The following is a 12,479-nucleotide window of genomic DNA, read 5'->3' as shown; positions in this document are numbered from 1 at the left end:
AGCCTGGAGCTTTTGCTTTAGGCTATTTTTTATGTGTTTTTTTATCGGATTCGGGAATTTAGTAGAAAAAGGGGGTTGGTGTGATGGATTATATTTTAATTGGTAATAGTGGACATGCGCGTGTGATTCGTGATTGTATCGAAGCGAGTGGTGACCGAATTTTTGCGATTCTTGATGATAAGGATGCGATTCCGTCAATGGATGGTGATATTTTTAGAGGGCCGCTTAGCGAGGTAGGACGACTGTTAGAAATTGATCATCGGCGCGTCATTTTAGCTTATAGTGATAATGGTGTGCGCAAGCAACTCGTCGATTATTTGAAGCTTCCTGATGAGAAGTATGGCATTGTCATTCATCCGAAGGCGGTTGTCAGCCATTATAGCGAGATTGGCGCGGGCTCGGTCGTGCTGCCTGGAGCAGTCGTAAACTCGGGCGCGGTCATTGGCAAGCATTGTATTTTGAACTCGCAGTCGGTTGTTGAGCATGAGAGTTTGCTACAAGATTATGTCCATGTGTCAACGGGCGCATCGATTACACGTGAGGTCGTTGTCGAAACAGGTGCTAGCCTTGGGGCAAATAGTACCATTATTCCAAATCGCAAAATTGGTGAGTGGGCGATTGTTGGGGCGGGCTCTGCGGTGATTGCGGATCTGCCACCGGGGTGTACAGCAGTCGGTTGTCCGGCGAAAATCTTAGAAAAAGAAGGTTAAATGAAGCTGATTCTTCCAAAGTTCGTAATTTTTTGGAAGAATCAGCTCTTTTCATTGCTACAATTCCATTTTTTCATTACAATAAAATATGGCGATGTATAATGATTTATACAATTTAGAGGGAATTCAGGATGATGATAATTCAATAAATCTGTTACTTTTGTATCGAGTAGCAGAATGAGGATTAAGACTATATAGGATGTGAACATAAATGCTTGGCATTTTAAATAAAATTTTTGATCCGAATAAACGTGAACTAAAACACTTAAACAAAGTGGCGGATCAGGTAGAGGCACTTGCTGACAAATTTGCAGCAATGTCGGATGATCAATTAAAACAAAACTCAGAAGACTATAAACAACGTATTGCAAATGGGGAGGACTTAGATAAAATTCGTCCAGAAGCATTTGCGAATATTCGCGAAGCGGCGAAACGCGTATTAGGCTTATATCCATACCGCGTACAAATCATGGGTGGTTCTACACTTCATGAGGGGAATATCGCAGAAATGAAAACCGGTGAAGGTAAAACGTTAACGGGGACATTACCTGTGTATTTAAACGCGCTTACTGGGAAAGGCGTACACGTTGTAACGGTCAATGAATACTTAGCAGAACGTGATGCGGAAACAATGCGTCCACTGTATGAGTTTCTTGGCTTAACAGTCGGCTTGAACCTAAGCAGCATGTCAAAAGATGAAAAGCGCGAGGCGTATGCATGTGATATCACATACAGCACAAATAATGAGCTGGGCTTTGACTATTTACGTGACAATATGGTGCTTTATAAAGAAGAGCGCGTACAGCGTCCACTTTACTATGCCGTAATCGATGAAACCGATTCAGCATTAATCGATGAAGCGCGTACACCACTTATCATCTCTGGACAAGCGAACAAATCAGCAGCACTTTACAAGCAATCGAATGCGTTTGTGCGCACGTTAAAACAAGCAAAAGGTACAAAAAATAAAGAAGGCAAAATGGAGTACGGTGAAGGCGACTACACATACGACATTGAAACAAAGGCGACAGCTCTTACTGAAGCAGGTATGGAGAAAGCAGAACGTGCCTTCAATATCGATAACTTATTCGATTTATCACATGTCCAGTTATTACATGCGATTAACCAATCATTAAAAGCGCATGCAGCAATGCACTTAGATGTGGATTATGTTGTACAAGACGGCGAAATCATGATCGTTGATGGTTTCACGGGTCGTATTATGAATGGACGTCGTTACTCTGATGGCTTACACCAAGCAATCGAGGCAAAAGAGGGCGTTGATATTCAAAATGAATCAATGACAATGGCGACAATTACTTTCCAAAACTTCTTCCGTATGTATGAAAAACTGTCTGGTATGACAGGTACAGCGAAAACAGAAGAAGAGGAATTTCGTAACATTTACAATATGAATGTTGTCGTTATTCCAACAAATAAACCAATTGCGCGTGATGACCGTCCGGACTTAATCTACGCAACAATGCAAGGGAAATTCGTTGCGGTGGCGAATGAAATCGCAGAGCGTCATCACAAAGGCCAACCTGTGCTTGTTGGTACGGTTGCCATTGAAACATCTGAATTATTATCAGAGCTACTTCGTAAACGTGGCATTCCACATGAAGTATTAAATGCGAAACATAACGAGCGCGAGGCAGAAATCGTTGCACTGGCTGGTCAACGCGGCGCGGTAACAATCGCGACAAATATGGCCGGTCGTGGTACCGATATCAAGCTTGGTGAGGGTGTGCTTGAACTTGGCGGTTTAGCTGTCATAGGTACAGAGCGTCATGAATCTCGTCGTATCGATAACCAATTACGTGGTCGTGCTGGTCGTCAAGGTGACCCAGGTGTATCTCAATTCTACCTATCACTTGAAGATGACTTAATGAAACGTTTCGGTTCAGACAGCATGAAAGCGATGATGACGCGTCTAGGTATGGACGATTCACAACCTATCCAATCAGGTATGGTTTCAAAAGCGGTTGAATCTGCACAAAAACGTGTTGAGGGGAATAACTTCGATGCACGTAAACGTTTATTACAATATGATGATGTCTCACGTCAACAACGTGAAATCATTTACAAAGAGCGCTACGAAGTATTGGAAACAGAAGATATGCGTCACTTAGTAGAATCAATGATTGATGATGTATTAGTATCAACTATTCAATCATTCACAGTCGCTGAAAATCCAGATGACTGGAACTACGAGTCAATGCTTACATTCTTAAATACAAACTTACTACGCGATGATTCGGTGACAATTGATGAGTTACATGGTAAAACATCAGATGAAATCATCGACATGGTACGTGCGCTTGTAAAAGAGCAATACGACGAAAAAGAAGCGGAAATGACACCAGAACGTATGCGTGAATTTGAAAAAGTTATTTTACTTCGCGCGATTGATTCAAAATGGATCGACCACATCGATGCAATGGAACAATTACGTCAAGGGATTCATTTACGTGCGTATGCGCAAACAGATCCACTTCACGAATACGAGCAAGAGGGCTTCCGTATGTTCAACTTAATGCTTGAAGCAATCAAGGAAGATGTTGCACGTTTCGCAATGAAAGCGGAAATTCGCTCGAACTTAGAGCGCGAAGAAGTAGCGAAAGGCCAAGCGGTAAATCCGAAAGAGGAAAGCCAAGGCAAAAAGAAAAAACGTCAGCCTGTTCGCAAAAAACAAGAAATCGGCCGCAATGATTTATGCCCATGTGGTAGCGGTAAAAAATATAAAAACTGTCACGGTGCAGTTGAAGAATAAAAGATCGTCAGAAATAGGGCTGTGCGTTCCATTGACCACAGTCCTATTTGTGATTTTACAAACGGGAGGACAACGACATGCTAGAATTATCAGATATCCGAAATGCGCTAGATGCCACTGCAACAAAAATTGAAGACTTTAGGGGGTCTCTTTGACTTAGAAAACAAAGAGTTCCGTATTCAAGAAATGGATGAAATTATGTTGGACCCATCCTTTTGGAATGACCAACAAAAAGCGCAAGCTATTATTAACGAATCAAAGGGCTTAAAGGAAGTAGTAAATGAATTTTACTCACTTGAATCTGACCAGGAAGAGTTAGAGATGACCTTGGAATTATTAAAGGAGGAGCCAGATGAGGAGCTATTGGCTGAAGCTGGTGAATCCCTTGATACCTTCAAAAATCGTGTGGATGAATTTGAACTACAAATGCTTTTAAGTGATCCATATGATAAAAATAATGCGATTTTAGAATTACATCCAGGTGCTGGTGGTACAGAGTCTCAGGACTGGGGAACGATGCTACTGCGCATGTATACGCGCTGGGCAGAGCAGCATGATTTTAAAGTGGAAACATTGGATTATTTACCAGGGGATGAGGCGGGACTGAAATCTGTAACGCTCGCAATCCGCGGTCATAATGCATATGGCTATTTAAAAGCGGAAAAAGGCGTGCATCGTCTTGTACGTATTTCGCCGTTTGATTCAGCAGGTCGTCGTCATACGTCATTCGTGTCATGTGATGTGATGCCAGAATTTACAGATGAAGTGGTCGTGGATATTCGTACGGAAGATTTGAAAATTGATACTTACCGTGCATCAGGTGCCGGTGGTCAGCATATTAACAAAACAGAATCAGCTGTGCGTATTACACATATTCCAACAAATACAGTTGTTTCTTGTCAGGCAGAGCGCTCACAAATTAAAAACCGCGCAAAAGCAATGAGTATGCTGCAGGCGAAATTATATCAATTAAAGCTAGAAGAAAAACAAGAGCATCTTGACGAAATTCGTGGCGAACAAAAAGAAATTGGCTGGTCAAGCCAAATTCGCTCGTATGTCTTCCACCCATATTCGATGGTGAAAGATCACCGTACAAATGTGGAGACAGGGAATGTACAAGCGGTAATGGATGGCGACATCGATCAATTTATTAATGCGTATTTACGTATGCAAATGGCTTAACTAGTAGTAAAAAGGCTTGGAACGAACTAGGTTCCAAGCCTTTTTTCATTGGTCGACGGGCAGTAGCATATGAAGCGCTACTTCACCGTAAAATAATGGGGAGTACATCGAATTGAGTTGTTCAAAGTTTAACGTTCGAAAGTATTTGTCGATGGCATGAGCATGTGAAATTTGTGTACGTAAGCTGTGATAAGAGAGATTGAGGGTATGTGTTTCGCCGTTGGAGAGCTGAATGTCACATTCATTGAAGATGGCCGGGGTATAGTTTTGAATGGCATCAAAGACGACCCATTGTGTGTGACTATTGGAAGGAGATGCCGTTGGAATTAAAATCATCGGCTGCACGGCACCTAAACCGATGGGCAGCTTTTTCGTTCCTTTTGTAATTTCTTTCGATAATAAAGTAGAGGACTGAATGGATGTACCATATAGCGCACAGGCACGGGATACGACACGTTTGACAGAGGCGTGCACGACATATTTTCGGTGACGCTCATGCACCACGGTACAGCGCTGACCTTTCCAGAGACGAGGTTCGAGTAACATTAAGTCTTTTGACACAGTGTAATGTTGTAACTCCATAATTTTTAAATTCATTATGAGCAAAACTCCTTCCTTCTACGAGCTAATTCCATTATATACGGGAAATGGTAACGTTTTCAATACTATATATTTATGTTTTTTACATAAAATACCTTATATTTATACGAAATATTCAGAAATTTTATGTTGAAATGTGAATGTCAGATGGTATATAATGAAAAAAAGGTATAGAGGTGATGACATATGGAATACCGTTCTATTAAATCAAACGATTCAAATCACTTAGGCCAGGGGTTGCAAGGTAAGGAATTACTGAACGACATTTACTTAGATTTATTTTTAAACCATGTACATGCAGATCAATACGAGGAATACTATATGCAGAAAATCGATGACGCATTAGATGCTCGTGATGAGGAACTGTTTATGCAATTAACAACTGAATTAAATGCGCTACGTGCGTCCGTATAAATAATAAAAGCATCCATCTCGTATGGGTGCTTTTATTTGATTACTTTGAAAACGTATGTTCGGCTTTTTCGGAAGAAATATGATACACTGTACGTACGAGATTTTGACGAGGAGGGACATCGATGGAATTTGATTTACAAGCGCCTTATAAACCGAGTGGTGACCAGCCACAAGCTATCGCGGAATTAGTAGAAGGTGTTCATGAGAATAAACGCTATCAAACATTGTTAGGTGCGACGGGTACAGGGAAGACGTTTACTGTATCGAATGTTATTCAAGAAATTAAAAAGCCAACGCTTATTATTGCGCATAATAAAACGTTAGCTGGGCAGCTTTACAGTGAGTTTAAAGAATTTTTCCCAAATAATGCGGTGGAGTATTTTGTTAGTTACTATGACTACTATCAGCCGGAAGCGTATATGCCCCAAACGGATACGTATATCGAAAAAGATGCGAGCATTAATGATGAGATTGATAAATTACGTCACTCTGCAACATCTTCTTTATTTGAACGTGAGGATGTCATCATTATCGCATCGGTGTCGTGTATTTACGGCTTAGGGTCACCAGAGGAGTATAAGGAAATGGTGCTATCACTGCGCCCTGGCATGGAAATCGAGCGTAATCAACTATTGCGCAAGCTCGTAGACATTCAATATGAGCGCAATGATATCGATTTTTCGCGCGGAAAATTCCGTGTGCGCGGCGATGTTATCGAGATTTTTCCGGTGTCACGTGATGAACAATGCATTCGTGTGGAATTTTTCGGTGACGAGATTGACCGTATTCGAGAAATTGACGCATTGACAGGTGAAGTACTTGGCGACCGTGAGCATATCGCTATTTTCCCAGCATCTCACTTCGTTACGCGTGATGAAAAGTTACAAAAAGCGATTAAAAATATCGAGGTAGAGCTTGAAGGTCAGCTAGCGACAATGCGCGAAGAAGGGAAATTATTAGAGGCACAGCGTCTTGAGCAACGTACAAATTACGATTTGGAAATGATGCGTGAAATGGGCTTTTGCTCAGGAATCGAAAACTATTCTCGTCATTTAACATTACGCGAGGCAGGGGCGACGCCGTACACATTACTCGACTACTTCCCGGATGATTTTTTACTCATTGTCGATGAAAGTCATGTTACATTACCGCAAATTCGAGGTATGTATAATGGTGACCAGGCGCGTAAAAAAATGCTTGTCGATCACGGCTTCCGTTTGCCATCTGCGATGGATAACCGTCCCCTACGCTTTGAGGAATTTGAGAAGCATATTCACAATGCGATTTTCGTTTCAGCAACGCCAGGCCCATTTGAACTAGAGCATACACCAGAGATGGCACAGCAAATTATTCGTCCAACAGGCTTACTAGACCCAGAAATCGAAGTGCGTCCAATTGAAGGCCAGATTGATGATTTAATTGATGAAATTCAAGAGCGTATCGCGAAAAATGAACGTGTATTAATTACGACATTAACGAAAAAAATGTCTGAGGATTTAACGGATTATTTAAAAGAAATGGGCATCAAAGTACAGTATTTACACTCTGAGGTTAAAACATTAGAGCGTACAGAGATTATTCGTGACCTGCGACTAGGTACGTTTGACGTGTTAGTCGGCATTAACTTATTACGTGAAGGGCTCGACATTCCAGAAGTGTCGCTTATCGCCATTTTAGATGCTGATAAAGAGGGCTTCCTACGTTCTGAGCGCTCTCTTATCCAAACGATTGGTCGCGCAGCGCGTAATTCCAACGGACATGTCATTATGTATGCAGATAAAATAACAGATTCGATGCAAAAGGCAATGGATGAAACAGCACGTCGTCGTACGATTCAGATGGCTTACAATGACGAGCATGGTGTGACACCAACGACAATTCATAAGGAAATTCGTGATGCGATTCGCGCGACGAAAGTGGCCGAAGAGGTCGATAAATATATGTCAAATAAAAAATTAACGAAAAAAGAACGCGGCGAGTTAATTGCGTCGCTTGAGGTAGAGATGAGCGAAGCCGCAAGGGCACTCGATTTCGAGCGCGCAGCAGAGCTTCGGGATACGATTTTAGAGCTAAAGGCGGAAGGATGACTACGTTGAAAAATACAGAGATTGTCGTGCAAGGGGCACGTGCAAATAACTTAAAAAATATTGATGTGACAATTCCACGCGACCAATTAGTCGTCATGACGGGGTTGTCAGGTTCAGGGAAATCATCCCTCGCATTTGATACGATTTATGCAGAGGGACAGCGCCGCTATGTAGAGTCGTTGTCTGCTTATGCACGTCAATTTTTAGGCCAAATGGATAAGCCGGATGTCGATTTAATCGAGGGCTTATCACCCGCGATTTCGATTGACCAAAAAACAACGAGTAAAAATCCGCGTTCGACGGTCGGGACAGTAACGGAAATTTACGATTATTTACGTCTATTATTTGCCCGTGTTGGTAAGCCGATTTGTCCGAATGATGGGATTGAAATCACATCCCAAACGGTCGAGCAAATGGTGGACCGCATTATGGAATATCCAGAGCGCACAAAGCTACAATTATTAGCACCGATTGTGTCAGGGCGTAAGGGACAGCATGTGAAAATTTTAGAGGATTTGAAAAAGCAGGGCTTCGTTCGTGTACGTATCGACGGAGAAGTGCTTGATTTAGACGATTCCATTGAGCTTGAAAAAAATAAAAAGCATGATATTGATGCAGTAGTAGACCGTGTCATCGTGAAAGAGGGCGTAGAAACACGCCTAAGTGATTCACTTGAAACGGCGCTTCGCTTAGCAGAGGGTCGCGTGAAGGTCGATGTGATGGGCGTTGAGGAGTTATTATTTAGTGAACATCATGCCTGCCCGATTTGTGGCTTTTCGATTGGTGAGCTAGAGCCGCGTATGTTTTCATTCAACAGTCCCTTTGGTGCTTGTCCAACTTGTGATGGTCTAGGCGCACAGCTAAAAGTCGATAAGGATTTAGTCATTCCAAACTGGGATTTATCACTGAATGAGGATGCCATTGTACCGTGGATTCCGACGAGCTCTGCGTACTACCCAACGTTATTAAAAACCGTATGTAACACGTTTAATATTGATATGGATACGCCGGTGAAGGATTTACCAAAAGAACAAATGGACATCATTTTAAATGGCTCAGGTAAAAAGGATATTCATTTCGTTTATACGAATGAGTTTGGCAATACACGGGAAAAAACAGCACCATTTGAAGGTGTGCTACCGAATGTCGATCGTCGTTTCCGTGAGACGAATTCGGATTGGATTCGTGAGCAAATGGAGAAATATATGACAGAGCTACCATGTCCAAGCTGTCATGGACATCGTTTAAAACGTGAAACTTTAGCGGTGAAAATCGATGGCAAGCATATCGGAGAAGTGACGCAGTACGCGATTCAAGAAGCACAGGCATTCTTTAATGGGTTAGAACTATCCGAAAAAGACTTCCAAATCGCACGCTTAGTGCTCCGAGAAATTAACGAACGCTTATCGTTTTTAAATAATGTCGGCCTCGATTACTTAACATTGAACCGTGCATCTGGGACCTTATCAGGCGGCGAAGCGCAGCGTATTCGCCTCGCCACACAAATTGGCTCGCGCTTAACGGGGGTTCTCTACATTTTAGATGAGCCTTCTATTGGGCTGCATCAGCGTGATAATGAGCGCTTAATTGGCACACTGCAATCGATGCGTGACCTCGGCAACACATTAATTGTTGTTGAGCATGATGAGGATACGATGCTTGCGGCCGATTATTTAATTGATGTTGGACCTGGTGCAGGGGATCACGGCGGCGAAATTATTGCGGCGGGAACACCTGAAGAAGTCATGAAAAATAAAAAATCGATTACGGGTCGTTATTTAAGTGGCGATAAATTTATTCCACTACCTATCGAGCGTCGTAAGGGTGACGGACGTGTGCTGAAAATTAAGGGCGCAACCGAAAATAACTTAAAAGACGTAACAGTTGAGATTCCAATTGGTGTATTTACAGCGGTAACGGGTGTCTCAGGCTCTGGGAAAAGTACGCTAATTAATGAAGTGCTCTACAAAACGTTGGCACAAAAAATTAATCGTGCGAAATCGAAGCCGGGTCACTCAAAAGGGATTGAAGGCATCGAGCAACTTGAGAAAGTAATCGATATTGACCAATCGCCAATTGGCCGTACACCACGCTCAAATCCAGCGACGTATACAGGCGTTTTTGACGATATTCGTGATGTCTATGCGACGACAAATGAAGCGAAGGTACGTGGCTATAAAAAAGGTCGCTTTAGCTTTAATGTGAAAGGTGGGCGCTGTGAGGCTTGTAAGGGCGATGGTATTATTAAAATTGAAATGCACTTCTTACCAGACGTTTATGTGCCATGTGAAGTATGTCATGGTAAGCGCTACAATCGTGAAACACTTGAAGTGAAATATAAAGAGAAAAGCATTGCAGATGTCCTTAATATGACGATTGAGGACGGCACGGAATTTTTCAAAAACATTCCGAAAATCAAACGTAAGCTGCAAACACTTGTCGATGTTGGACTTGGCTACATGAAGCTTGGGCAGCCAGCAACGACGCTATCAGGTGGTGAGGCACAGCGTGTGAAATTAGCTTCCGAGCTACATAAGCGCTCAACAGGTAAGTCGATTTACATTTTAGATGAACCAACAACAGGTCTTCATGTAGACGATATTGCGCGCTTACTCGAAGTGCTGCAGCGACTTGTCGAAAATGGCGATACGGTGCTTGTGATTGAGCATAATCTAGATGTTATTAAAGCAGTAGACCATATTATCGACTTAGGGCCTGAGGGTGGTTTCCGCGGCGGTCAGATCGTCGCAACAGGGACACCAGAAGAGGTGGCAGAGGTCGAAGGTTCATATACCGGACAGTATTTAAAACCGATTTTATCGCGTGAACGTGCGCGAATGGCGTCAAAATTGGCAGAAGCAGCCGATAAATAATGTAATGCTGAGAGCTTGTTAGACAGGCTCTCTTTTTTTGGAGTGATGAGGATGTTAGTAATCGTTTCGGGGTATGCCAGTGTGGGCAAAACAACGATCGCAAAGGCTATTGCAAAGGAGATGCATGCCGCCTTTATTAATGGACCAGCGACCATCGAGCGCTTGATGGATGAAGTGCTCAGCGCAAAAGGAATTGATGGCCATAATTTTCAAACGGTCATGAAAAAGCGTTTAGAAACAGATAAGGCGGTAGATGTGCTACGCAAAATCGTCGTTGATAATGAAGAAAATGGCGTTGATACCGTGATTGAGCTATCGACGTATTATAGTGATGCCCATATTGTAGAAGATACAGATATAAAGGTACGGCATGTCGAAATAACTTTGCCAGTTGAAATGGAACGTGCCCAATTAGCGGCGCACAATCCAACATTATATGCAGCAATCAACTGGGCAGAGCACGTGGCCACGCGCTTTCCGGTCTATTCAGATGGGGCGTTATTTGAGCAAAATGTCGTTCTCGAATATGACAATACGGTGCCGCTACAGCCAGAGCGAATCGCTGCTTTTGTAAAAAAATTCATTCGAAATGAAACTTTTTACTAATGGATTCGTAAATAGTAGTACTAACTTTTAAAGGAGCTGTTCGTATGCAAGATGAACGTAAACGCATTTTGGATTTGGTTGAGAAGGGTGTAATCTCTGCAGCAGAAGCACTAGATTTACTGGAGAAAATCGCTGACGAGAAATCAGGGCAAACGACACCAACTTCTGACATTCCACAAGAACCATTCAAGCAACATACAACAGAAAAAGAAGCGCCAAAAGAGCAACCGAAGCATGAGGAAGCAAAGGGCGATGATTATTTCGACCAAAAAAACTTTGATGAAAAGACCGACAAAGAATTTATTGATGATTTGAAGCAAGACTTTTCACAATTTAGTACGAAATTTATGGATATTTTAACGAATACATTTTCAAAAGTACGCGACATGGATTTGACAGGTGAGAAACGCAGCTTCACGCATCGCTTTGATTTAGGTGCAGGCCATATTCAAGACATTAGCGTGAAAATTCCAAATGGCCATGTGCAAGTTGAGCAATCTACAAATGGTACAGCCTATGTAGAAGTGGCTGTCTCTCCGACATTTATGGTGCGTAACGAAGAGGTAGAGGAAGAATTCTTAAAGAAATTCACTGCTGAAAATGACAATGGTACCATCCGCATTACAAGTGATAACCGCGGCTTCCATGTGAATACAACGCTTTATTTACCAGCAGCAACATATCAAAAAATTCATGCAGAGCTATTTAACGGCGGCTTTACGCTAGCGAATATTAATGCAGATGAATTAGATGTACAAACGATGAATGGCAAAATCAATGTAGAACGCGCAATATTCCGCAAAATTGATGCTGAAACATCAAATGGTGCCATCGAAATTCGAGGGGTAGCAGCAACAGAGGTTGATGCGGAAACGATTAATGGCCTTGTATCAATTGACGGCGCATTCCGCGAAATCGAAGCGCATTCTGCGAACGGGACCATTAAAGTAAAAACAACGGATCCACATGCTGAAAAAATTAAAGCGCAAACAACGGCCGGTACAATTGAAGTCCAAGTGCCTGATACGGTTGGCATTCGTGGTGAGGCGAGCTCAAACTTCGGTAAAATCGATGTACAGCTACACGATGTCGAACTATTGCAATCACAGGAACAATTTTTATCGAAATCTGTACGCTTTGAGAAAAAAGTGGATGACAATGCACCACTTGTATTAGAAGCAGAAGCACGTACTGGCACCGTAGTCGTACGCTATGCTCTATAAATAAATATTTT

General features: G+C 42.3%; 9 protein-coding genes. 8 read left to right on the top strand and 1 reads right to left on the bottom strand.

The window, feature by feature from the left end; genetic code table 11:
* The first annotated feature begins 83 nt into the window (after positions 1–83).
* The 3 genes from QI30_RS11630 (at position 84) to prfB (ending at position 4,665) form a co-directional block, all read left to right on the top strand.
* Positions 84–710, top strand: a complete 627-nt coding sequence (locus tag QI30_RS11630) for an acetyltransferase (RefSeq protein WP_020189213.1) — start codon at positions 84–86, stop codon at positions 708–710.
* A 211-nt stretch (positions 711–921) separates the two neighbouring features.
* The gene (secA, locus tag QI30_RS11625) at positions 922–3,483 is read left to right on the top strand and encodes a preprotein translocase subunit SecA (protein ID WP_020189214.1); all 2,562 of its coding nucleotides are present in this window, start codon (positions 922–924) and stop codon (positions 3,481–3,483) included.
* Between the two features lie 77 nt (positions 3,484–3,560).
* A protein-coding gene (prfB, locus tag QI30_RS11620) for a peptide chain release factor 2 (protein ID WP_126990874.1) occupies positions 3,561–4,665 on the top strand; the annotation gives its coding sequence in 2 pieces (ribosomal slippage) (positions 3,561–3,635 and positions 3,637–4,665; 1,104 coding nt in all).
* A 45-nt stretch (positions 4,666–4,710) separates the two neighbouring features.
* On the opposite strand, the gene QI30_RS11615 is transcribed toward prfB, so the two are convergent.
* Positions 4,711–5,262, bottom strand: coding sequence for a competence protein ComK (locus QI30_RS11615; protein WP_020189216.1), 552 nt, complete (start codon positions 5,260–5,262; stop codon positions 4,711–4,713).
* A 189-nt stretch (positions 5,263–5,451) separates the two neighbouring features.
* Between QI30_RS11615 and QI30_RS11610 the strand changes: the two genes are divergently transcribed.
* The 5 genes from QI30_RS11610 to QI30_RS11590 all read left to right on the top strand — a co-directional run bounded on the left by QI30_RS11610 (position 5,452) and on the right by QI30_RS11590 (position 12,468).
* On the top strand, positions 5,452–5,679 hold the full coding sequence (locus QI30_RS11610) for an IDEAL domain-containing protein (RefSeq protein ID WP_020189217.1): 228 nt from the start codon (positions 5,452–5,454) through the stop codon (positions 5,677–5,679).
* Between the two features lie 122 nt (positions 5,680–5,801).
* Positions 5,802–7,766, top strand: a complete 1,965-nt coding sequence (uvrB, locus tag QI30_RS11605) for an excinuclease ABC subunit UvrB (RefSeq protein WP_126990873.1) — start codon at positions 5,802–5,804, stop codon at positions 7,764–7,766.
* Positions 7,767–7,771: 5 nt separating this feature from the next.
* A complete protein-coding gene (uvrA, locus tag QI30_RS11600; protein WP_126990872.1) occupies positions 7,772–10,639 on the top strand; it encodes an excinuclease ABC subunit UvrA in 2,868 nt (955 codons plus the stop codon).
* 51 nt (positions 10,640–10,690) lie between these two features.
* Positions 10,691–11,245, top strand: a complete 555-nt coding sequence (locus tag QI30_RS11595) for a hypothetical protein (RefSeq protein WP_158621030.1) — start codon at positions 10,691–10,693, stop codon at positions 11,243–11,245.
* A gap of 44 nt (positions 11,246–11,289) precedes the next feature.
* A complete protein-coding gene (locus QI30_RS11590; protein ID WP_126990870.1) occupies positions 11,290–12,468 on the top strand; it encodes a DUF4097 family beta strand repeat-containing protein in 1,179 nt (392 codons plus the stop codon).
* Positions 12,469–12,479: the final 11 nt, after the last annotated feature.

It is taken from the genome of Candidatus Kurthia intestinigallinarum, assembly GCF_003991225.1.
Lineage (GTDB): Bacteria > Bacillota > Bacilli > Bacillales_A > Planococcaceae > Kurthia > Kurthia populi.
This window is presented reverse-complemented; position numbering and strand designations above follow the sequence as displayed.